Genomic DNA, 22326 nt, shown 5'->3' with positions numbered 1-22326 from the left:
TTGCCTGTATGGCCTTAAATATCAAGGCGAATTAATTTGCCTTGTAAATTAAAAAGCGTTTATTTTAGTTTTTGCTACATGCGCTAACAAGTCGGTCACACTAGTCTGCATGGCTGCGGTAAATGGTTCTGGATATAAACCCATCGCCAACACGGCAATTGCCAACACCGCCAACATCAAGAATTCACGCGAACTCAGATCAACCAATTCCTTAACATGTTGGTGAACCACAGCACCAAACACGACACGCTTGACCATCCACAACGAATACGCCGCGCCGAAGATCAATGCTGTTGCAGCTAACAAGCCGATCCAGAAATTAAATTTAACCGCACCAATAATCACCATGAACTCACCGACGAATCCGGAGGTTGCCGGCAATCCGCAATTGGCCATCGAGAATAATACAAAGAAAGCTGCAAACTTAGGCATCGTGTTGACTACTCCTCCGTAGTCCACGATTTGACGGGAGTGGACGCGGTCATACAATACACCGATGCAAAGGAACATCGCGCCAGAGACAAATCCGTGCGAAATCATTTGCACTAAGCCACCTTGAACCGACATGTCGTTAAACATAAAGAATCCAAGTGTCACAAAACCCATGTGAGCAATTGAGGAATATGCCACCAACTTTTTCATATCGGTCTGTACCAACGCTACCAAACCAATATAAATAACGGCGATCAGCGAAAGCGTGATGATGAAGCCGGACAGATAGTGACTTGCGTCGGGCGCGATCGGCAACGAAAAACGTAGGAAACCGTAAGCACCTAATTTCAGCATAATCGCGGCCAATACGACTGAACCACCAGTAGGCGCTTCGACGTGCGCGTCTGGCAACCATGTATGCACCGGCCACATTGGCACCTTGACCGCGAAAGCGGCTAAGAACGCCAAGAAGATCAAGATTTGTTGATGCAACGTCAGAGGCAACTGATGCCAATCCAAAATACTAAAACTGCCCGACAACGAGTACAAATAAATGATGGCAACCAATGTCAACAACGAACCCATCAATGTGTACAAGAAGAACTTGAACGAAGCATAAACGCGGTTAGCGCCGCCCCAAATACCGATAATGATGTACATCGGAATTAAGGTCGCTTCAAAAAACACATAAAACAGCAATCCGTCTAAGGCGCAGAATACGCCGATCATCAAGCCAGACAAAATCAGGAATGAGCCCATGTATTGAGCAACGCGCTTTTCAATGACCACCCAGCCAGCGACCACAACAATGATCGAGATGAATGCAGTCAAGATGACTAACCACAAAGAAATACCGTCGATACCGAGGAAATAATTAACATTGAAACGCGCGATCCAACTAGCGTGCTCGACAAACTGCATTCCATGGGCAGCGTTATCAAATCCACTGATCAAAGGAAGCGTGACAAGGAAACTGGCGACAGCGCCAATTAACGAAATGATTCGAACTAAACCTGGATTTTCATCATTACCGACAGCGATAACAAATATCCCGAAAGCGATCGGAAGCCAGATCGCGAGACTTAATAAAATGGAAGTTGACTGCATCATGGTTATATTCTTATCGTCTGCTTATTTAGTAAATGGGCTTGGCATGAAATAAATCAGGAATCCCAACACGCCAAGGATCATGACAAAGGCATAGTTATAGATATAACCGGTCTGGATCGTACGTAAGATTTTTGATGACCAACCAACTAACTTGGCGCTGCCATTGACGATTAAGCCGTCAATCAACCCTTTGTCACCAACATTCCATAATCCACCGCCCAACAGTCTTGCGCCACCAGCAAAGACTACTTCGTTGAATTTATCTAAGTAGTATTTATTGTCTAGCAAAGTGTAAATCGCGCTGAAATTCTTCTTGATCGCGGTTGGGATTTCCGGTTTCACCATATAAAACACGTAGGATGTTGCAACCCCAGCTAACGCCAACCAGAACGGCAACGACGTAAATGCATGCAACGCCATTCCAACTGCCCCGCCAACGTGGTGGAACTCTTCACTCAACTCTTGCATCGCTTCGTGATGCGAGCTCACAAAAATAACGTCTTTAAAGAATGTTCCGTGCAACATTGGTTCAATAGTGAAGTAACCAATCAAAACTGAAGGTATCGCCAACAATACTAGCGGCAGCCAGATCACTAATGGTGATTCATGCGGCTTTTGGCCTGGAGCCAAACCGTGATGTTCGTCATGATCCGCGTGGGCATCGTGGTGATCATCGTGGTGGTCATGTGCATGACCAAAATTCTCTTTGCCGTGGAACACCAGGAAATACATACGGAATGAGTAAAAGGCCGTCACGAAAACACCCGCCAGCACCGCAAATTGAGCGAAACCTGAACCAACCAAATGGCTAGTCATGACCGCATCAATAATGCTGTCCTTAGAATAAAAGCCTGAGAAGAATGGTGTACCAATCAATGCCAGCGAACCAGCTAAGGAAGTGAGCCAAGTAATCGGCATGTATTTGCGCAAGCCGCCCATGTTACGAATATCTTGGTCATGGTGCATCCCGATGATTACCGATCCCGCGCCTAAGAATAACAACGCTTTGAAGAACGCATGCGTCATCAGGTGGAATACCGCAACCGAGTATGCAGAAGCACCTAAAGCAACGGTCATGTAACCTAATTGCGACAAGGTCGAATACGCAACGACGCGTTTAATATCGTTTTGAATAATTCCCAAGAATCCCATGAACAACGCTGTAATCGCCCCGATGATCATGATGAATGACAGAGCTGTATCCGATAATTCAAATAGCGGGGACATGCGCGCCACCATGAAAATACCAGCGGTCACCATCGTCGCAGCGTGAATCAAGGCCGAAATCGGAGTTGGGCCTTCCATCGAATCTGGCAACCAAACGTGTAAAGGGAATTGGGCTGATTTACCCATAGCGCCGATAAATAAACAGATACAAGCCACGGTGACTAACATCCAGCTGGTGCCAGGCAACACGCCGTTGAGCAATACGTCTTTGCTTGCAAATACCTCTTGGTAATTCATCGTGTTGGTGTACGCAACGATCAAACCGATACCAAGAATAAAACCAAAGTCACCAACTCGATTGACCAAAAATGCCTTCATGTTGGCAAAAATAGCAGTTGGCTTGGTGTACCAGAATCCAATCAACAAATAAGAAACCAAGCCAACGGCTTCCCATCCGAAGAACAGTTGCAAAAAGTTGTTGCTCATCACGAGCATTAACATCGAAAACGTGAACAAGGAAATATAAGCAAAGAAACGGTTATAGCCTTCGTCCTCTTCCATGTAGCCGATTGTGTAAATATGCACCATCAGCGACACAAAAGTGACGACGCACATCATCATGGCCGACAAGCTATCGATTTGGAAACCAACTTCCAGTTTCAAACCAGCGACATTCATCCAATGGTAAATGGTGCCGTTGAAGCTCGCTCCATCGAGTACCGCAAGCAATGTGTACACAGAAATGATTAACGCAACTAGCACGCCAAGAATGGTCGCGCCTGTTGAAATTTTCCGACCAACTATGTTCCCTAAGAATTTAGTCCCTAACAGACCTGCAATCGCAGCACCTGCCAGTGGCGCCAACGGCACCGCTAAAAGTAATTGTGGGTTAATCTGCCCTACCGTCATAATTTTCTATCCTTTGAGCGTATCTAGGTCTTCAACATTGATCGTGTCCATATTGCGGAACATCACCACCAAGATTGCCAAACCGATTGCCGATTCAGCTGCTGCGACTGTCAAAATGAAGAACACAAAAACTTGCCCGCCTGCGTCGCCCAAGTAATGAGAGAAAGCGATGAAATTCATATTCACCGCCAACAACATGAGTTCAATTGCCATTAATAAAACGATGATATTTTTGCGATTGAGGAAAATACCAATCACGGAAATAGCAAACAAGATTGCGCCAAGTACGAGGAAATGAGTCAGCGTGAGTATCATTTACCCTCCTGGCTAGTAGTGTTAGTTGGAGCTGCAGTGCGATTCGATTCGGCTTGCATTTTGACGATACGAACACGGTCTTTGCTGTTCACTTTTACCGCCAAAGCTGGATCAAAATGTTTCGTATCTTTGCGTTTGCGTAATGTCAACGCAACGGCTGCGATAATGCCGAGCAAAAGGATTGCAGCAGCAACTTCAAACGCATAGGTGTAATGAGTAAAAATTAACAGCCCGAGTGACTTGGTATTGCCGATGCTATCGGGTTTGACTGGTGACGTGACTATCGGAGTCCAGAAGCCGCGCAAGATCACCATGGACATTTCTAGAACAATGACCACACCAACCGTTGCCGCCAACGGAAAGTTACTCCAGAAACCCTCGCGGATTTTATCGATATTAATATCCAACATCATCACAACGAAAAGGAACAACACCATCACAGCCCCGACATAAACCAAGACCAAAACAATGGCTAAAAACTCTGCTTGGAGCAACATCCAAAGAGCGGCCGCATTAAAGAAAGACAACACCAAATAAAGTGCTGCATGCACAGGATTACGTGCAGTAACGACGCGGAACGCAGCACATATTAATATGGCTGAGAATACGTAAAATAGGACTGAAGTAAATTCCATTATTCGGACACTTATAGGTTAGCGGTAAGCTGCGTCTTTAGCGCGAGCAGCAGCGATTTCAGGTTCGTATTTATTTCCCACTGCTAGCAACATCTCTTTGGTGAAATACAAGTCGCCGCGCTTTTCACCGTGATACTCAAACACATGAGTTTCAACGATTGAATCTACTGGGCACGACTCTTCGCAGAATCCACAGAAAATGCACTTGGTCAGATCAATATCGTAACGAGTGGTGCGGCGACTTCCGTCTGCACGCTGTTCGGACTCGATCGTGATTGCCATCGCTGGGCAGACTGCTTCACATAATTTACATGCGATGCAGCGCTCTTCCCCATTCGGATAACTGCGCAAGGCATGCAAGCCGCGAAAACGTGGCGACATTGGTGTTTTTTCTTCTGGGAATTGCACGGTAATTTTGCGTGCAAACATATATCTGCCTGTTAAGGCCATTCCCTTGATTAACTCTCTTAGCATTAAGCTAGAGAAAAAGTCTTTAATCGCGTGCATCTTAGCTTCCAATCACTTTAGGGTAGTAGTAGCGACCACTCATTTCCATATATTCCAAGGCGTTTGCATCCAAGCCGCGACGATCACTAAATAAACGAGTGTCAGTGGAATAAATACCTTCCAACCTAAACGCATAATTTGATCGAAACGATAGCGTGGGAAGGATGCACGCGCCCAAATAAACATGGAAACAACCACAAATGTCTTAATACCGAGCCAGATCCAACCTGGAATCCATGACAGAATGCTCAACGGTGCGGCCCAACCGCCCAAGAACATCAAGGAAGCCATCGCGGAAATCAAAATCATATTGGCGTACTCTGCCAAGAAGAACATCGCGAACGACATACCTGAATATTCAACCATGTGACCCGCAACGATTTCAGACTCCCCCTCAACCACGTCGAATGGGTGGCGGTTTGTCTCAGCAATACCAGAAATCACATAGACCACGAACATCGGCAGCAATGGCAACCAATTCCACGACAGGAAATTCAATCCCAAATCAAAGAAACGTCCTTTGCTTTGGGTCATCACGATGTCAGTGAGATTTAAACTACCCGATACCATCAACACAATTACCAGTACAAAACCCATGGCAATCTCGTAGGAAACCATTTGAGCTGAAGCACGCATCGCGCCCAAGAATGCATATTTGGAGTTGGAGGCCCAACCAGCAATGATGACTCCATACACTTCCATCGATGTGATCGCCATCAACAGCAACAAACCCGCATTAACGTTGGCCAACACGACTTCTGGTCCAAACGGAATCACCGCCCAAGCGGCTAAAGCTGGCATGATAGTCATGATCGGAGCGATGACGAATAAGGCTTTATTCGCCCGAGCCGGAACAACGATTTCTTTTAAGAGCAACTTTAAGGCATCGGCAATCGGCTGCAACAAGCCTGCAGGACCAACACGGTTTGGTCCTAAACGAACGTGCATCCACCCGATCATTTTGCGTTCCCACAAAGTGAGATAAGCCACTAAACCCATCACAGGCAAAGTGATGCACACGATTTTGATCAAGGTCCAAACTGTCAACCAGATATTTGGCCACCACGCGCCCAACAATCCGGTTCCAAAAGCGTTAATACTGTCCATCATTACGCACGCTCCACAGTCAGAGTTCCAAACATGCCACTTAGTGCTGAAGTTGCAGGATGTCCGGCAGCTACTTTGATTACGCCAGCGGCCAAGCCTTTATCACTCGATACGGGCAACAACACACTATTACCTGCCTGAGTAACTTTAACGATATCGCCATTGACCAAGCCTAACTCAGCCATCACATCAGGTGTCACCCAAGCGCGCGGTGGTTTTGCATCGGCAGTTTCCTGCAAAGCGGCTGAATTACGTGCCAATACGTCAGCGCTGTAAATTCCAACGTTAGCGATTCGCTGTAAACCGGTGGCCGCAGCAGGAGCGATTGATTCTGGATTCAATGCAGCGGAAATTTTGTTATTCAAACTTGCCGACAGGTCAGTTTTGCCTTGCAACAGTTCATCGCGAACTGCCTCGGAGGTGTCATAGTCAAAACCGCTCAGACCCAGTAAATTACCCAGCACTCGCAGCACCTTCCACGCAGGACGTGTATCACCAAGTGGCTTTACCGCGCCGTTAAAACTCTGTGCACGCCCTTCGCAGTTTACGAATGTGCCGGATGTTTCAGTAAATGGCGCGATAGGCAATAACACATCAGCGTAGTCGTGGGTTGGTTTAAATGCCGACAAGGCGATTACCATTTCCGCTTGCTCCAAAGCTGGGCGAGCGTCAGCGGCGCAATCGAGAACCGGATCGGCGTTCAACAACACATAAGCCTTACGTGCTTGGCTCAACATTTGTGTTGCGCTCAAGCCGTCTTTGGTTGGCAGTGCATTAGCCAAGTAGCCGCCTACAGTATTAGCTGCTTCGGTTAAATAACCCAACTTAGCACCAGTTTGCTCGGCAATCCACTGCGCTGCGGAATGCAGTTGAGACGCTTGCGCATGGTAGGTAACAGCATTGCCGAGGACAATCGCATTTTTTTCGCCCGACAACAAATCATTGGCAACGGCACGAGCAGCATCTGAGATTGACGCCGCTTTAATTGGAGCCGATAAACCTTTCGCTTCTGCAACCACCGCCATAATTTCAACCAACGCCGATAGCCATGCCGCAGGTGCGTAAATCATCTTATTAGCGATTGGCATGAGCAAATCGTCGTCGCTGGCATGCAGAATCGATACCTTGCTACCGACTTTTACGGACTGACGTAGACGCGCTGCCAACAACGGGTGGTCTTTGCGCAAGAACGAGCCGACTACCAGCACATTATGTAGCTCACCAAATTCAGTGATCGACATGCCAAGCCAAGGCTTGAAACCGGCATTTACTGTTGCATCTGTTGCACGCAAGCGGAAGTCAATATTCTCGCTGCCGAGCCCACGAACAACTTTTTGTAGCAACGTTAATTCTTCAAGCGTGGAATGCGCTGTGGCTAACGCACCAATTGCAGAAGCCCCATGCTCGTGTTTGATATTTTTCAAACCATGAGCAACATATTCCAGCGCCGTTTGCCAATCAGTTTCCTGCCATTGGCCGCCCTGCTTGATCATAGGCTTGGTTAAGCGTTGATCGCTGTTTAACGCCTCGTAGGAAAAACGATCTTTGTCGCTAATCCAGCACTCGTTGACCGCTTCGTTTTCCAGCGGCAAAACGCGCATGACTTTATTATTCTTAACCTGTACGACTAAATTACTACCCAAACCATCGTGCGGACTGACCGATTTGCGACGTGACAATTCCCAAGTGCGTGCAGAATAGCGGAATGGTTTGGACGTCAGCGCTCCGACCGGGCAGATGTCAATCATGTTGCCAGACAATTCGGAGTCAATTGTTTTACCAACGAAGGTAGTGATCTCAGCGTGCTCGCCGCGACCTAACATACCCAATTCCATGACGCCGGCGATCTCTTGGCCGAAACGCACGCAACGTGTGCAGTGGATGCAACGGCTCATCTCTTCCATCGAAATCAATGGGCCAGCGTTTTTATGGAAAACAACGCGTTTTTCTTCTTCGTAGCGTGAAGATGATTTACCGTAGCCAACAGCCAAATCCTGCAATTGGCATTCACCGCCTTGATCGCAGATTGGGCAATCCAGTGGATGATTGATAAGTAAAAACTCCATGACTTCTTTTTGAGCTTTTACTGCTTTATCGCTCTTGGAGCGAACAATCATTCCAGCAGTAACTGGTGTGGCGCAGGCAGGCAAAGGTTTTGGTGCTTTCTCAACCTCAACCAAACACATACGGCAGCTGGCCGCGATCGATAATTTTTTGTGATAGCAAAAGTGCGGAATGTAGGTTCCGAGCTTATTGGCAGCATCCATTACCATGCTGCCCGGTGGCACTTCTACTTTCTTGCCGTCGATTTCTATTTCAACCATGGTGTTCTCTGGCCTATTTTTAGCCTAAAGGTAAGCGGGTACCAAGCAATGTTTATGCTCGATGTGATATTCAAACTCTGAACGGAAATTCTTAATCATTGCGCGTACCGGCATCGCCGCGGCGTCGCCCAACGCGCAAATTGTGCGGCCTTGAATACCGTCGGAAATGCTATTTAACATATCCAAATCATCGGCACGCCCTTGACCGTGTTCGATACGATGCACCATGCGATACAGCCAGCCTGTGCCCTCACGGCAGGGTGTACATTGACCGCAGGATTCTTCGTAATAGAAATAGGATAAGCGCAGTAATGACTTGACCATGCAGCGCGTTTCGTCCATGACGATAACAGCGCCAGAACCCAACATCGAACCGGCCTTGGCGATCGAATCGTAATCCATGTCGGTTGCCATCATTACATCGCCAGTCAATACCGGCATCGACGAACCACCAGGGATAACCGCTTTGATTTTTTTACCGTCGCGCATTCCACCCGCCAACTCCAGCAGCGTTGCAAATGGCGTTCCGAGCGGGACTTCATAGTTACCTGGCTTCGCTACGTCACCTGACATCGAGAAAATCTTAGTGCCGCCGTTGTTTGGCTTACCTAGTGCTGCGTAGGCTTCGCCGCCCAAATTCATCACGAATGGAACTGCCGCAAAAGTCTCGGTGTTATTGATCGTCGTTGGCTTACCGTACAAACCAAAGCTGGCTGGGAAAGGTGGTTTGAAGCGTGGCTGACCCTTTTTGCCTTCCAACGATTCAAGCAACGCCGTTTCTTCACCGCAGATGTAAGCACCGTAGCCGTGAAACGCGTGCAATTGGAAACTAAAACTCGTTCCCAAAATGTTATCGCCCAACATACCGCCAGCGCGCGCTTGCTCTAATGCCTCTTCAAAACGGTCGTAATCAGCAAAGATCTCGCCGTGAATGTAGTTGTAGCCAACGGTAATTCCCATCGCGTATGCACCGATGGCCATACCTTCGATCAAAGCATGCGGGTTATAACGAATGATGTCGCGGTCTTTGAATGTACCCGGCTCGCCCTCATCAGTGTTGCAGACTAAATATTTTTGACCTGGAAATTGGCGTGGCATGAAGCTCCACTTCAACCCAGTCGGGAAACCCGCACCGCCACGACCACGTAACGAGGAAGCTTTTAACTCTGCGATAACTTGTTCTGGAGTAATGCCTTCGGTCAGGATACGCTTCAACGCGCTGTAACCGCCGCGCTTAACGTAATCATCAAAGCCCCAATTCTGTCCATCCAAGCCAGCCAAAATTAATGGCTTGATATGTCTTGTATGCAAACTAGTCATTAGCGACTGCCTCCATTCGCTGTTGCATCAGAAGGCGCAACATTTTTTAACTCATCGACCAACGCGTCAATCTTTTGATTAGACATAAAGCTGCACATGCGCTTGTTATTGACCAACATGACTGGCGCATCGCCGCAAGCACCCATGCATTCCCCCTCGATCAAGGTGAATTTATGATCTGCCGTCGTTTCTTTGTAATCAATGCCCAACTTTTGTTTTAAATGATGAGCGGCACGCTCGCCACCAGACAAGGCACAAGGCAAGTTGGTACAAACGGAAATCTTAAATTGACCGACTGGGCTGGTGTTGTACATGTTGTAGAACGTGGCTACTTCTTGCACAGCCACGGCCGGCATGCGCAAATAATCGGCTACCTCTTGCATGACTTCTGGCGATAACCAACTAGTTTGGTCTTGAGCGATAGCCAGCGCCGCCATGACAGCAGACTGCCTTTGCTCATCCGGAAACTTCGCAATTTCCCGATCGATTTTTTTGTATGTTTGCTCAGATAACAGCATAAATTTAACCTTAAATATCAACCACTATATGCAACCAATTACCTACGTTTCGCAAGCTAATGCCGCATTAACGATCAATTTCACCAAACACAATGTCTTGAGTACCGATAATGGTCACCGCGTCGGCGATCATGTGGCCTTTAGCCATTTCATTTAACGACTGCAAATGCGCAAATCCTGGCGCACGGATTTTGATACGATATGGCTTATTCGCTCCATCCGAAACCATGTAAATGCCGAATTCACCTTTTGGATGCTCTACTGCAGCGTAAGCTTCGCTTGCAGGGACATGGAAGCCTTCTGTGAACAGTTTAAAGTGATGAATCAACTCTTCCATATTTGATTTCATGCCAACACGCGATGGCGGCGAGATCTTATGGTTCGCTGACATGACCGGGCCTGGATTATTACGCAGCCATTCAACGCACTGCTTGATGATTCGATTCGATTGACGCATCTCTTCAACACGCACCAAATAACGATCATAGCTGTCGCCGTTTACACCAACGGGAATATCAAAGTCGAGCAAGTCATAAACTTCGTAAGGTTGTTTCTTACGCAGATCCCATTCGATACCGGAACCACGCAACATTGCACCAGTAAAGCCCATCGATTTTGCGCGTTCTGGAGACACCACACCGATGCCAACGAGACGCTGCTTCCAAATACGATTGTCCGTTAATAGAGTTTCGTATTCATCAATATAGCCAGGGAAACGTACGGTGAAATCTTCGATAAAGTCGAGCAACGAACCACTGCGATTATCGTTCAGAGCTTGCATTGTTTTTGCGTTGCGCAAATGCGAAGCTTGGTACTGAGGCATGCTATCTGGCAAGTCACGGTAGACACCACCAGGGCGATAGTACGCAGCATGCATACGCGCGCCAGATACCGCTTCGTAGCAATCCATTAAATCTTCGCGCTCGCGGAACGCATACAAAAACACCGCCATCGCTCCAACGTCCAAAGCATGGGCGCCCAACCACATCAAGTGGTTCAGAACACGAGTAATCTCGTCAAACATGACGCGAATGTATTGCGCGCGCAAAGGCACTTCAACACCCAACATCTTTTCGATCGCCATCACGTAAGCATGCTCGTTGCTCATCATGGACACGTAATCGAGACGATCCATGTAAGGCACAGACTGCAGGAATGTTTTTTGCTCAGCTAATTTCTCTGTTGCGCGATGCAACAAACCAATATGCGGATCAGCGCGCTGAATAACTTCGCCATCCAATTCCAGAACCAAACGCAATACACCATGTGCAGCCGGATGTTGAGGACCAAAATTCAGGGTGTAATTTTTAATTTCAGCCATTAAATACCTCTATCAACGCAGCATTGCAGCGCAGCGCTTTTAGTAGAAAGCGAAGCGGATTGATCATAATTAAAAGTAGTAGCCATTATTTTGCGTAGTTTTCTTCACGAATAATGCGCGGAGTATTTTCGCGAGGCTCAATCGTTACAGGCTGGTAAACCACGCGCTTTTGCTCTGCATCGTAGCGCATTTCAACATAGCCAGAGACAGGGAAATCTTTGCGGAAAGGATGACCGATAAAGCCGTAGTCAGTCAGGATGCGGCGCAAGTCATTGTGACCATCAAACAAGATACCAAACAAGTCAAACGCTTCACGCTCGTACCAGTTTGCAGACGACCAAATATCAGACAAGGACGGCAATAACGGCATTTCATCGTCGGGAGCAAACACACGAACACGCAAACGCCAGTTATTGGCGATTGACAGCAAGTGGGAAACCGCGGCAAAGCGCTTACCCTGCCACGAACTATCGGCATAGGCCGAATAATCGATCCCACAGAGGTCGATCAACTCATCAAAACGGGTAGAAATATTGTCGCGCAACTCTGTCATCACAGACAGATAATCGGCATGATCAACGACCAAGGTAAGCTCACCCAGCGCAGAGGTTAACTCAAACGAGCGATCCGCCATTATTGCGCGCACGGCCAACTCAAGATTTTCTAATTTTGTCGTCATTTTGATATTGTCACTTTATGCAACCTGCTTACGATCGCGATCTTAGGATAAAACCAATTCAGAAAATGATTTAAGACGGACAACATCCCACCTCCGACTTAAACTCATACGAAAACCGATTTACCGAGCAATAGTATTGGTACGTTTGATCTTATTTTGCAACTGCATCACGCCATACAGCAGCGCTTCAGCAGTCGGCGGGCAACCCGGCACATAAATATCCACTGGCACTATTCGATCACAGCCACGCACCACCGAGTAAGAGTAATGATAATAACCACCACCATTGGCACACGAACCCATGGAAATCACCCAACGCGGCTCAGCCATTTGGTCATACACCTTACGCAAAGCTGGCGCCATCTTATTGCACAGCGTGCCAGCTACGATCATCACATCAGATTGCCTTGGTGAAGGACGGAACACTACACCAAAACGATCCAAATCGTAACGCGACGCACCAGCGTGCATCATCTCAACAGCGCAGCAAGCCAAACCAAACGTCATCGGCCACATCGAGCCAGTGCGCGTCCAGTTGATCAACTTATCAGCTGTTGTGGTTACAAAACCTTCGTTTAATATGCCTTCGATTGACATGGAACTTACCTTTTGGCTTATCTTTAACTTACCAGTTATTCTTTTTTCGAACTTTTATTCCCAGTCCAACGCGCCTTTTTTCCAGATATACCAAAAGCCCACCGCAAACTCTAGGATGAAGCCCAGCATAATCAGAAAACCAGCCCAACCCAATTCTTTTTGAGCAACCGCCCAAGGAAAGAAAAAAGCTGTTTCAAGATCAAACAAAATAAATAAAATGGCGACGACGTAGTAGCGCACATCAAACTTCATGCGAGCGTCTTCAAACGCTTCAAAACCACATTCGTACGGGGATAATTTTTGAGCATCCGGTTTATACGGAGCCATGAGACGACCTAGGATTTGAGGAATCACACCAACGGCAATTCCGACTAGGATAAACAGCAAGACGGGGAAGTAATTTTCGAGGTTCACAATTGGGCAATTAGAGCTAAAAAGTGGTTTAATTTCTGGTATTGCATTCAAGCCAAAAAAGCTTAGTTTTGCAACCGCCCCGAAACCAATTTGCTTAAGATTTAAAGCGCATTGGCTCTTTGTATTTTTGGTGCCGACGACGAGACTCGAACTCGTACAGCTTTCGCCACTACCCCCTCAAGATAGCGTGTCTACCAATTTCACCACGTCGGCATTAACTAAGTCCGGTATTCTACTTGAAGGGGACTATTTGTTCAACGCACAATTACCGAAAAACAATGAATTCCAGCCTAAATTCTGAAATTATTTCGGTATTTGATCAGCATGGCCATTGGCACTCGCGCCACTAGCAGATTTAGCCGCTGCAGATGCCGGCGCAGCCGCATTAACTGTAGCAGGCTGCGATGCAGCATTTACTGGAGCGCCCGGAACCACTTCGGTTGCTTTAGTTTGATCCACCGCATCCATCACACTTCCAGAAGGTGCTGTATGTCTATTACCAAGATAGGCTAAAGCCAGCGTAGTGCAAAAGAAAATTGTTGCCGCAATGCCGGTAGCCTTGGACAAGAAGCTTGATGACCCGGTTGCGCCGAACAAACTACCCGATGCACCAGAACCGAAAGCGGCGCCCATGTCAGCGCCCTTACCGTGCTGAACCAATACCAAACCGATGATCGCTAACGACGAAAGTACTTGAATAATAATTACCAAATTAAAAATAGTGTTCATTTAAAAGCCTAAAAAAATTAATATCTGATCACGCCGTTAAACATGTCAGCACTTCACAAAATTACAACCAATTAGCCAGATGACTTAAGTTACCCATGCAAACTGACTAAACCAATTCCTTCGCCGCCGCGACAATACCTAAAAAATCGCCGGCTTTCAGCGCCGCACCACCAATTAAGCCGCCATCAATATCTTTCATTGCCAACAACGATGCAGCGTTGTCCGGCTTCATACTACCACCGTACAAAATTTGAACTTTTTCAGCGAGTACCGAATTCGCTTGTGCTAGTTGCGCACGCAAAAAGGCGTGAACTTGCTGCGCCATTTCAGGGGTTGCGGTAATACCTGTTCCAATGGCCCAAACTGGCTCATAGGCTACGACAATCTTATCCAACGAGGCCCCATCAATTTGAGCCAACACCGCGTTTAATTGGCGCGCTACGGTTTGTTCAGTCAACCCACCTTTGCGCTCTTGCAAGGTCTCACCAACACATACAATCGGAGTAATTCCAGCAGCGATTAACCGCAATGTTTTTTGCGCGACGCTGATATCGGATTCAGAGTGATAGGTCCGGCGCTCGGAGTGTCCGACAATTCCGTAACGGCAGGCAAAATCCAGCAACATCGAACTAGAGACTTCACTGGTGTATGCGCCGCCTTCGTGCACCGAAACGTCTTGCGCGCCCCAAGCAATCGACGTGGACTGCAACGCACTTTGCGCTTGGGCCAAGTAAGGAAACGGCACGCAAACAGCGATATCACATGGGGCCGCGCTTAGCTCACTGAGACCACTTTGAATTTCCGACAACAGCACGTGGTTACTGGCAAGGCTGCCATTCATCTTCCAATTGCCCGCGATTAAGGGACGACGTTGTTCCATCCAGATCTTCCAGTTCTTAAATAACTCGACATTCTAGCTTGTCGGCCCAAATCCGGTCAAATACTGCACTGATTTAATTGAGAATTTTCGTAATTTGGCCATCCAAAGAAATCGCGCCATCAAACGCCAAATCGCTTAAGCACTTGTTTCCATAGGAAAATAATATTAACTAACTCCAATCTCCATCAATTACCGAAATCACCACATCTTTGCCATTCTGCGCAGTCCAAGCTAGCCGAGAGCGACTTTCAAGGCGACGAGTTGGGCTATTGCGCTTAGTGATAATGATTTATCGAACCCGCAATACGATTTTTCCGATGTGCTCGCTGCTCTCCATCAATGCATGTGCTTCGGAAGCTTGTTCCAGCGCGAAGGTTTGATAGATGAGCGGCTTAATTTTTCCCGATTCCAGCATAGGCCACACATTGAGTAGCAACTTTTGCGCAATAGCGTGCTTAAACTCAACCGAACGAGCGCGCAAAGTTGAACCCGTTACGGTCAGGCGACGACGCAATATTGCGCCCACATCAAGTGTCGATTTAGCACCACCCAACAACGCGATGATGACGATGCGGCCATCATCAGCCAAGCAACTCAGTTCGCGATTGACGTAATCCCCAGCAACCATATCCAGAACAACATCCACCCCTCGTTCAGCCGTTATTTCTTGAATAACCTGGACGAAATCTTCCGTCTTGTAATTGATAGCCCGCGCTGCGCCAATTTGCTCGCAAGCCCGGCACTTTTCGTCGCTACCAGCAGTTGCATAGACTTTGTGACCCAAGGCTGCGGCAAGTTGAATCGCGGTAACACCAATGCCTGATGTGCCACCCTGCACCAATAATGTCTCTTGTCCCGATAAACCCGCGCGATCAAAGACATTGCTCCAGACCGTAAAGAAAGTCTCGGGCAGCGCCGCCGCCTCGGTTGCAGTGAGATTTTTTGGAATCGGCAAGCACTGCAATAACGGCGCAGCACAATACTCTGCATAACCACCACCGGCGACTAAGGCGCACACCATGTCGCCGATTGCAAAACTACTACCTGCGAGATCACCGGAGACGATTTCGCCCGCCACTTCCAAACCAGGCAGGTCGGAAGCCCCAGCTGGAGCTGGATACGCGCCTTTGCGCTGAAACACGTCTGGTCGATTGATTCCCGCCGCATGCACTTTAATCAATACTTCCCCCGCACCCAAAGTCGGGATTGGACGCTCACATAATTGCAATACTTCGGGGCCGCCGGGTTGTGAAATTTCAATAGCACGCATCATGATTTATTCCTTGCTCCATTAAATTAGCCGCCATTCTGGCACAAATAAAAAACGCCCATGTGTTGAGCATGGGCGCTATTTAAAGTTTGCATGGCCGTGCCACGCAAATTTTAGTCTGCTGCAGGAGTGTCAGTTGTCGCTTCGGCCGCTGGCGCTTCATCTGCTGCCGCTGCTTTCATGGACAATTTCAAACGACCGCGGTCATCGGTTTCGAGCACTTTAACGCGTACTACTTGGCCTTCTTTTAAGTAGTCAGCAACGGCATTAACACGTTCGTTAGCGATTTGGCTGATATGCAGCAAGCCATCTTTACCTGGCAATACCTGGACAATCGCACCGAAATCCAACAACTTCAACACAGTGCCTTCGTAGATCTTACCGACTTCAACTTCCGCGGTAATTTCTTGGATGCGACGACGTGCTTCTTGACCAGCGGCTGCATCGACGGAAGCGATTGTAACAACGCCTTCATCACTGATGTCGATTTGCGTACCAGTTTCTTCAGTCAACGCACGGATGACCGCGCCGCCTTTACCGATTACGTCACGGATTTTTTCTGGGTTAATTTTGATTGTGATTAAGCGTGGCGCGAAATCGGACAATTCAACTTTTCCACTTGGAACCGCAGCTTGCATTTTTTCCAAAATATGCAGACGGCCTTCTTTAGCTTGTGCCAAAGCGACTTGCATAATTTCTTTAGTAATACCTTGGATTTTGATATCCATTTGCAAGGCTGTAATACCGTTAGCAGTACCAGCGACTTTGAAGTCCATGTCACCTAAGTGATCTTCATCGCCCAAGATGTCGGTCAGCACAGCAAATTTATTACCGTCTTTAATCAAGCCCATCGCGATACCAGCAACTTGCGCTTTAACTGGAACACCGGCATCCATCAAAGCCAAGCAACCGCCGCAAACAGACGCCATAGAGGATGAACCGTTGGATTCAGTGATTTCAGACACCAAACGCACTGAATAGCTGAAATCAGCTACATCGGGCAAAACTGCTTCTAACGCGCGCTTAGCTAAACGACCGTGACCAATTTCACGGCGTTTTGGCGTACCAACGCGACCTGTTTCACCAGTTGCAAACGGAGGCATGTTGTAATGCAGCATGAAGCGATCCGAGTATTCGCCCATCAATGCATCGATTTTTTGCTCGTCGCGAGAAGTACCTAGCGTAGCGATAACCAACGCTTGTGTTTCGCCGCGCGTGAACAATGCCGTACCGTGCGTACGTGGCAAAACGCTAGTGCGAATGCTGATTGGACGCACAGTGCGGGTATCACGACCGTCGATGCGTGGCTCACCTTCTAAAATCTGGGAACGTACGATTTTTGATTCCAGATCAAACAGGATATTACCCAACTCAACTGAATCGACATCTTGATCAGCCAAAGCAGCGTGCACAGCGCTTGTTGCCGCTTTGAGTTTTTCGGTACGCGCTTGTTTTTCTTTGATTTGGTAAGCTGCGCGCAATAAAGGCTCGGCAACTGCGGTAACGTTAGCGATTAACGCTTCGTTTTTAGGTGCTGGCGCCCATTCAACCAATGGCTTGCCGCCCTGCTCTACCAAATCATGGATCGCATCGATAACAACGCGCATTTGGGTGTGACCAAACACTACGCCGCCCAACATGATTTCTTCGGACAATTGCTTAGCATCGGATTCAACCATCAACACGGCTGATTCCGTACCAGCAACAACCAAATCCATCTGCGAATCTTTTAATTGCGTTGCACTTGGGTTCAATACATATTCGCCGTTAATGTAACCAACGCGCGCTGCGCCCAATGGGCCGTCAAATGGGATGCCAGATACGCACAATGCAGCGGACGCGCCGATCATGGAAGCGATATCAGGATCGATCTCAGGATTAACGGACAAAACGTGAATGACGACTTGAACTTCGTTCAAATAGCCTTCTGGGAATAAAGGACGAATTGGACGATCGATCAAACGGGAAGTTAATGTTTCTTTTTCTGATGGACGACCTTCGCGTTTGAAGAAACCACCAGGAATACGGCCAGCCGCATACGATTTTTCTAAGTAATCAACAGTCAGCGGGAAAAAATCTTGTCCCGGTTTTGCATCTTTTTTTGCTACTACAGTAGCCAATACAACGGTGTCTTCAATCGATACGAGCACAGCACCGGAAGCTTGACGGGCGATTTCACCCGTTTCTAACGTAACTTGATGTTGTCCGTATTGAAACGTTTTAGTAATTTTATTAAACACAATATTTCCTTTCGTGTGGTCATGTGACCTTGCCGACAGAATTCCAGGTGCTGTCGTTCACCTCACAACAGATTGCTAATTAACAACCATATAATGCAATTCGCAACCTTACTACAAAATTCGCTTTAAAACTGCTTGCTGAAATACAAAAAGCCCGCATCAGAAAACTGATACAGGCAATTTTTAACGCTTACAAAAGAGCGGCAAGCTAATCTGATATTACTTACGCAGACCGAGTTTAACGATCAAATCGCGATAGCGCACTGCGTCTTTATTTTTCAAATAAGACAACAAGCTCTTACGACGATTAACCATCATGATCAAACCGCGACGTGAATGGTGATCTTTCGAGTGCGCTTTGAAGTGAGCATTCAAATCGTTGATACGTGCAGTCAACAAAGCAACTTGAACTTCAGGAGAACCTGTGTCGTTAGCCGCGCGTGCATTGTCAGCAACAATCGCTGCTTTAACTTGTTTTTCGATAGTCATGATAAATCCTTTACATGCGATCAATGGAGTAAGCGATGAATTCCAACCCCAAAAATCGTGATTAATTAATAAATTTTCTACAATTAGCCAGTAAAAACACCAACTAAGCCCGAGATTATATAGGAGAAACTATTTATTCACAAATATTTAGTCCCCGAACCGAACGACGTTCCTAAAACCCTTGTTTCCGCTAAGTGAATTGACGCCCGCCAAATTGAATCGAAAGAGCGTCAATCCACTCACTAGAACTAATTAAAGCTGAGGATTTACTTTCTCAACCTTGGAATGCAGTTTATTCAAAGCAGAAATATAGGCTTTAGCGGAGGCCACAATGATGTCTGGATCAGCGCCAACACCGTTGACGATGCGACCGGACTTAGACAAGCGCACCGTTACTTCGCCCTGGGACTGCGTTCCGGTGGTGATTGCATTTACCGAGAACAGCAACAACTCTGCGCCACTTTGAGTCACGGCTTCAATCGCCGCAAAGGTCGCATCAACGGGGCCATTGCCGCGTGATTCTGAAGTAGCTTCTTTGCCTTCAATGGAAAACACCACTTTAGCGTGCGGCTGTTCGCCCGTTTCAGAACGCTGGGATAACGACACATATTGGTAGTGTTCTTGATGATGCGACTGCTGCTCATCGGACACTAAGGCCATGATGTCTTCGTCGAAAATTTCGGATTTTCGGTCGGCCAATTCTTTGAAACGCGCAAAGGCGGCGTTGACCTCCGTTTCCGATTCCAAGGCAATACCCAACTCTTCTAAGCGCTGTTTAAAAGCGTTGCGGCCGGATAATTTGCCGAGCACGATTTTATTGGCGGTCCAACCGACGTCTTCGGCGCGCATGATTTCGTAGGTGTCACGCGCTTTCAAAATACCGTCTTGATGAATGCCTGAGGCATGCGCGAAAGCGTTGGCGCCCACGACCGCTTTATTCGGCTGCACATTAAAACCGGTAATTTGCGAGACCAATTTAGACGCTGGCACGATCTGGGTGGCGTCGATCCCAAGTTCAAAGTTGAAGTAATCTTTGCGCGTGCGCACAGCCATCACGATTTCTTCCAGCGCCGTGTTACCAGCACGCTCGCCCAATCCGTTAATCGTGCATTCAATTTGACGCGCACCACCTATAGTCACACCCGCCAAGGAATTTGCTACCGCCATGCCCAAATCGTTGTGGCAATGCACTGACCAGATTGCTTTATCCGAATTGGGAATGCGTTCGCGCAAAGTTCTGAGCATATTGCCGTACAACTCTGGCACACCATAACCGACTGTGTCGGCGAAGTTGATCGTCGTGGCACCCTCGCTGATTACCGCCTCGATTACACGGCACAAAAAGTCCATCTCCGAACGGCTGCCATCTTCGGGGCTGAATTCGACGTCATCGGTGAATTTGCGCGCATAACGCACGGCCAACTTAGCTTGCTCTAAGACTTGCTCTGGACTCATGCGCAACTTCTTTTCCATGTGCAATGGCGAGGTGGCGATGAAGGTGTGAATACGTTTGCGTTTGGCTGACTCTAAGGCTTCGGCGGCGCGGGCGATGTCGCGGTCATTGGCGCGAGACAAGGAGCAGATGATGGAATCTTTGATGACGCTGGAAATAGCTTTAATCGATTCAAAATCACCTTGCGAGGCCGCGGCGAAGCCAGCTTCGATGACATCGACGCGCATTCTTTCGAGCTGCTTGGCAATGCGGATTTTTTCGTCGCGTGTCATTGAAGCGCCGGGCGATTGTTCGCCGTCACGCAAGGTCGTGTCAAATATGATGAGTTTTTCTGCCATGATGAGCTCCGTTTTTTCGTAAGAATAGTTACTGGTTGACTAAAGGAATACTGAAAACTTTGGGGTAAAACTGGCAATTTGAACGTCTTTTCTCGCCCCTTGCTGGATGTGCATGAGGTGGAACCAACTCAAATTGTGGGGGTATGAGATTTAGCGCGTGAACCGCACTAGGATTAGTGCTAGAACGTTCAGCAATAGACCGGCAGCTAGCAAGGAACTTGCCAGTTGGAGGGATGTATTGTTGCTGAAGTTTGAAGAAGTCATGGGAAAAGACTATAAGGGTAAAAATGATGTGGCGCAACACCCTAAACCAACTTTTTGCGACTATTTTTGTGTTTTTTCTGTATTTTCAGCGATAAAAAAAGCCATTTCGCAGGAAATGGCTTAATTTTATTAGGAATAATGACAGATTTTATAAAATTCCTATTAATGATCTTCCGGATCGTGCACTTCGACCTTGGTCTGCAAAATACTCACTGGGCGGCCTTTGCGCCAACGCCACAGAAAAATTGCATAACCGGATAAACAATACGCCACGAAAACGGCAAACAAGACGATAGGCGGATAACTTACGATCAACACATAACCCAAAACCAGCACCAAAGGCACGGCAAACGGAACAGATTTTTTTAAATTCACATCTTTAAAACTGTAAAACGGCACATTACTAACCATCGTCAAACCAGCCAAGATCGTGATGCCCCAAATAACCCAGCGCACGTCCACGCCATCAATTTGCAAATCGGTCATGGCCCAGATAAAACCAGCAACCAACGCCGCTGCCGCTGGACTAGGAATTCCTTGGAAATAACGCTTATCGACAACCGCAATATTGGTATTAAAGCGAGCAAGTCGCAATGCAGCGCACGCGCAATAAACAAAAGCCGCTAACCAGCCCCACTGCCCTAACCCGCGCAAGCCCCATTCGTACGCCACCAACGCTGGCGCAACGCCAAACGACACCATGTCGGACAAACTATCGTACTGAGCACCGAATTCACTTTGGGTATTGGTTAAACGGGCCACTCGACCGTCTAAGCTATCAAGCACCATGGCGATGAAAATAGCGACGGTAGCTTTTTCAAAAAAACCGTCCATGCCCATCACAATCGCGTAAAAACCGCAGAATAAAGCCGCGGTCGTAAAAGCATTGGGTAATAAATAAATACCGCGCCGAGGTTTCTTTTTGGGCTGCGCAGCAGCATTACTGGCCGCATTGACCGACGGCTTTTTCACTACTTTGAAGAAATTCTTGATATTCGTTTTGGATTGGCGACGTTTGAATGCCATGCATGGGCCTTGTAGGTTTGTTGAAGTTTTAATGGTAAATGAGATGGACTATTCTCAATTATTGCCAATAAATAGCGCCGGGAATGCGGTCACTGCAATCTAAAATATGTTGCGCGGCAAGTATAACGGTATTTGTACTAGCCGCAAAACAGCGATTGCTCAGAACTACGCAAATTCCGGAGGTAACAATTTGACTGGCCCCCAATAAATACCAAGCGGATTTTATGTTCCGTCAACATAAAACCCGCTTAAGGCCATCTCCATGCTATGCCGAGCTTATGA

General features: G+C 47.5%; 21 protein-coding genes and 1 tRNA gene. 1 reads left to right on the top strand and 21 read right to left on the bottom strand.

Annotated features, from left to right (window positions below; all coding sequences use genetic code 11):
• Positions 1-48: 48 nt before the first annotated feature.
• From E2I14_RS11780 to E2I14_RS11685, 20 genes are all read right to left on the bottom strand, one after another.
• On the bottom strand, positions 49-1542 hold the full coding sequence (locus E2I14_RS11780; protein WP_133328704.1) for an NADH-quinone oxidoreductase subunit M: 1494 nt from the start codon (positions 1540-1542) through the stop codon (positions 49-51).
• A gap of 21 nt (positions 1543-1563) precedes the next feature.
• Positions 1564-3618 carry an NADH-quinone oxidoreductase subunit L gene (gene nuoL, locus E2I14_RS11775; protein WP_133328702.1) on the bottom strand — a complete coding sequence of 685 codons (2055 nt, stop codon included), beginning with the start codon at positions 3616-3618 and terminating at the stop codon, positions 1564-1566.
• A gap of 6 nt (positions 3619-3624) precedes the next feature.
• Positions 3625-3930 (bottom strand): NADH-quinone oxidoreductase subunit NuoK, encoded by a 306-nt coding sequence (nuoK, locus tag E2I14_RS11770; RefSeq protein WP_206105635.1) that lies wholly within the window; start codon positions 3928-3930, stop codon positions 3625-3627.
• Positions 3930-4568: an NADH-quinone oxidoreductase subunit J gene (locus E2I14_RS11765; RefSeq protein WP_133328698.1), complete on the bottom strand. Its 639-nt coding sequence runs from the start codon at positions 4566-4568 to the stop codon at positions 3930-3932. Before E2I14_RS11765 ends, nuoK begins: the two co-directional genes overlap by 1 nt.
• Positions 4569-4586: 18 nt before the next feature.
• A complete protein-coding gene (nuoI, locus tag E2I14_RS11760; RefSeq protein ID WP_133328696.1) occupies positions 4587-5075 on the bottom strand; it encodes an NADH-quinone oxidoreductase subunit NuoI in 489 nt (162 codons plus the stop codon).
• 39 nt (positions 5076-5114) lie between these two features.
• Positions 5115-6185: an NADH-quinone oxidoreductase subunit NuoH gene (nuoH, locus tag E2I14_RS11755; RefSeq protein WP_406675708.1), complete on the bottom strand. Its 1071-nt coding sequence runs from the start codon at positions 6183-6185 to the stop codon at positions 5115-5117.
• Positions 6185-8506 carry an NADH-quinone oxidoreductase subunit NuoG gene (gene nuoG / locus E2I14_RS11750; protein WP_133328694.1) on the bottom strand — a complete coding sequence of 774 codons (2322 nt, stop codon included), beginning with the start codon at positions 8504-8506 and terminating at the stop codon, positions 6185-6187. The genes nuoH and nuoG overlap by 1 nt, the downstream gene beginning before the upstream one ends.
• Positions 8507-8530: 24 nt before the next feature.
• Positions 8531-9826, bottom strand: coding sequence for an NADH-quinone oxidoreductase subunit NuoF (gene nuoF, locus E2I14_RS11745; RefSeq protein ID WP_133328692.1), 1296 nt, complete (start codon positions 9824-9826; stop codon positions 8531-8533).
• Complete coding sequence (gene nuoE / locus E2I14_RS11740) at positions 9826-10344, bottom strand: NADH-quinone oxidoreductase subunit NuoE (RefSeq protein ID WP_133328690.1); 519 nt, start codon at positions 10342-10344, stop codon at positions 9826-9828. The genes nuoF and nuoE overlap by 1 nt, the downstream gene beginning before the upstream one ends.
• 67 nt (positions 10345-10411) lie before the next feature.
• Positions 10412-11665 carry an NADH-quinone oxidoreductase subunit D gene (locus E2I14_RS11735; RefSeq protein ID WP_133328688.1) on the bottom strand — a complete coding sequence of 418 codons (1254 nt, stop codon included), beginning with the start codon at positions 11663-11665 and terminating at the stop codon, positions 10412-10414.
• 85 nt (positions 11666-11750) lie between these two features.
• Positions 11751-12344 (bottom strand): NADH-quinone oxidoreductase subunit C, encoded by a 594-nt coding sequence (locus E2I14_RS11730; RefSeq protein ID WP_133328686.1) that lies wholly within the window; start codon positions 12342-12344, stop codon positions 11751-11753.
• 120 nt (positions 12345-12464) lie between these two features.
• Positions 12465-12941, bottom strand: a complete 477-nt coding sequence (locus E2I14_RS11725) for a NuoB/complex I 20 kDa subunit family protein (protein ID WP_133328684.1) — start codon at positions 12939-12941, stop codon at positions 12465-12467.
• Positions 12942-12995: 54 nt separating this feature from the next.
• Entirely contained in the window at positions 12996-13355 is a 360-nt protein-coding gene (locus tag E2I14_RS11720) for an NADH-quinone oxidoreductase subunit A (protein ID WP_133328682.1), read from the bottom strand.
• Positions 13356-13483: 128 nt separating this feature from the next.
• Positions 13484-13568, bottom strand: a tRNA-Leu gene (locus E2I14_RS11715).
• Positions 13569-13658: 90 nt separating this feature from the next.
• On the bottom strand, positions 13659-14084 hold the full coding sequence (gene secG, locus E2I14_RS11710) for a preprotein translocase subunit SecG (protein ID WP_133328680.1): 426 nt from the start codon (positions 14082-14084) through the stop codon (positions 13659-13661).
• 106 nt (positions 14085-14190) lie between these two features.
• Entirely contained in the window at positions 14191-14964 is a 774-nt protein-coding gene (gene tpiA, locus E2I14_RS11705; protein WP_133328678.1) for a triose-phosphate isomerase, read from the bottom strand.
• 289 nt (positions 14965-15253) lie between these two features.
• The gene (locus E2I14_RS11700) at positions 15254-16234 is read right to left on the bottom strand and encodes an NAD(P)H-quinone oxidoreductase (RefSeq protein ID WP_133328909.1); all 981 of its coding nucleotides are present in this window, start codon (positions 16232-16234) and stop codon (positions 15254-15256) included.
• A 113-nt stretch (positions 16235-16347) separates the two neighbouring features.
• On the bottom strand, positions 16348-18474 hold the full coding sequence (gene pnp, locus E2I14_RS11695; protein WP_133328676.1) for a polyribonucleotide nucleotidyltransferase: 2127 nt from the start codon (positions 18472-18474) through the stop codon (positions 16348-16350).
• Positions 18475-18693: 219 nt separating this feature from the next.
• Entirely contained in the window at positions 18694-18963 is a 270-nt protein-coding gene (gene rpsO / locus E2I14_RS11690) for a 30S ribosomal protein S15 (protein ID WP_133328674.1), read from the bottom strand.
• Between the two features lie 252 nt (positions 18964-19215).
• Complete coding sequence (locus tag E2I14_RS11685) at positions 19216-20754, bottom strand: 2-isopropylmalate synthase (protein WP_133328672.1); 1539 nt, start codon at positions 20752-20754, stop codon at positions 19216-19218.
• 157 nt (positions 20755-20911) lie between these two features.
• On the opposite strand from E2I14_RS11685, the gene E2I14_RS19300 reads away from it, so the two are divergent.
• Positions 20912-21142, top strand: a complete 231-nt coding sequence (locus E2I14_RS19300; RefSeq protein ID WP_165967817.1) for a hypothetical protein — start codon at positions 20912-20914, stop codon at positions 21140-21142.
• Between the two features lie 38 nt (positions 21143-21180).
• Here the strand turns inward: E2I14_RS19300 and pssA are convergent, their stop codons facing one another.
• On the bottom strand, positions 21181-22044 hold the full coding sequence (pssA, locus tag E2I14_RS11680) for a CDP-diacylglycerol--serine O-phosphatidyltransferase (protein ID WP_133328670.1): 864 nt from the start codon (positions 22042-22044) through the stop codon (positions 21181-21183).
• Between the last annotated feature and the right edge of the window lie 282 nt (positions 22045-22326).

The sequence above is a fragment of the Sapientia aquatica genome (genome assembly GCF_004358105.1).
Classification (GTDB): Bacteria; Pseudomonadota; Gammaproteobacteria; order Burkholderiales; family Burkholderiaceae_D; genus Solimicrobium; species Solimicrobium aquaticum.
The sequence above is the reverse complement of the archived record's forward strand: the minus strand, read 5'-3'. Positions and strand labels throughout refer to the sequence as shown.

Bases quoted from the DNA above. Each gene is read 5' to 3' on its own strand.
- nuoI (WP_133328696.1), bottom strand. From the start codon at position 5,075: ATGCACGCGATTAAAGACTTTTTCTCTAGCTTAATGCTAAGAGAGTTA.
- E2I14_RS11685 (WP_133328672.1), bottom strand. From the start codon at position 20,754: ATGGCAGAAAAACTCATCATATTTGACACGACCTTGCGTGACGGCGAA.
- E2I14_RS11735 (WP_133328688.1), bottom strand. From the start codon at position 11,665: ATGGCTGAAATTAAAAATTACACCCTGAATTTTGGTCCTCAACATCCG.
- nuoG (WP_133328694.1), bottom strand. From the start codon at position 8,506: ATGGTTGAAATAGAAATCGACGGCAAGAAAGTAGAAGTGCCACCGGGC.
- rpsO (WP_133328674.1), bottom strand. From the start codon at position 18,963: ATGACTATCGAAAAACAAGTTAAAGCAGCGATTGTTGCTGACAATGCA.
- nuoE (WP_133328690.1), bottom strand. From the start codon at position 10,344: ATGCTGTTATCTGAGCAAACATACAAAAAAATCGATCGGGAAATTGCG.
- pssA (WP_133328670.1), bottom strand. From the start codon at position 22,044: ATGGCATTCAAACGTCGCCAATCCAAAACGAATATCAAGAATTTCTTC.
- tpiA (WP_133328678.1), bottom strand. From the start codon at position 14,964: ATGGAACAACGTCGTCCCTTAATCGCGGGCAATTGGAAGATGAATGGC.
- E2I14_RS11730 (WP_133328686.1), bottom strand. From the start codon at position 12,344: ATGACGACAAAATTAGAAAATCTTGAGTTGGCCGTGCGCGCAATAATG.
- secG (WP_133328680.1), bottom strand. From the start codon at position 14,084: ATGAACACTATTTTTAATTTGGTAATTATTATTCAAGTACTTTCGTCG.
- E2I14_RS11725 (WP_133328684.1), bottom strand. From the start codon at position 12,941: ATGTCAATCGAAGGCATATTAAACGAAGGTTTTGTAACCACAACAGCT.
- E2I14_RS11700 (WP_133328909.1), bottom strand. From the start codon at position 16,234: ATGCGTGCTATTGAAATTTCACAACCCGGCGGCCCCGAAGTATTGCAA.
- E2I14_RS11765 (WP_133328698.1), bottom strand. From the start codon at position 4,568: ATGGAATTTACTTCAGTCCTATTTTACGTATTCTCAGCCATATTAATA.
- nuoH (WP_406675708.1), bottom strand. From the start codon at position 6,185: ATGATGGACAGTATTAACGCTTTTGGAACCGGATTGTTGGGCGCGTGG.
- nuoF (WP_133328692.1), bottom strand. From the start codon at position 9,826: ATGACTAGTTTGCATACAAGACATATCAAGCCATTAATTTTGGCTGGC.
- E2I14_RS11780 (WP_133328704.1), bottom strand. From the start codon at position 1,542: ATGATGCAGTCAACTTCCATTTTATTAAGTCTCGCGATCTGGCTTCCG.
- nuoL (WP_133328702.1), bottom strand. From the start codon at position 3,618: ATGACGGTAGGGCAGATTAACCCACAATTACTTTTAGCGGTGCCGTTG.